This window comes from Monashia sp. HAY1-5C, from assembly GCF_056755255.1.
In genome coordinates this window covers 1-235 of sequence record NZ_JBPGXG010000788.1, presented here as the reverse complement: position 1 = coordinate 235, position 235 = coordinate 1, and the positions used below count along the sequence as shown (strand labels likewise).

Annotated in this window: 1 protein-coding gene; it reads left to right on the top strand. The window is 58.7% G+C overall.

The window, feature by feature from the left end; all coding sequences use genetic code 11:
• Positions 1-235: N-acetylmuramoyl-L-alanine amidase (locus ACR9ZK_RS23555; RefSeq protein WP_481344330.1), on the top strand; the 235-nt coding region annotated here is incomplete at both ends.

Here is a 235-nt window from a genome sequence, read left to right as displayed (position 1 = left end):
TCGCCAGCTATTGTTGTCCGGGCTGGGATTAGCGATTGCCGCATTCGGTTCGCGCTCTGCCAGCGCTGCGCAGCAGGAACACATCACCAAATCAGCCCCGGCCCCTAAACCGCCAGGCGCAAAAAAACTGGTGATGATTGACCCCGGCCATGGCGGCATCGATTCCGGTGCGGTCGGTCATGAAGGCTCGGAAGAAAAACACGTCGTGCTGGAAATCGCCAACTATGTGCGGGAA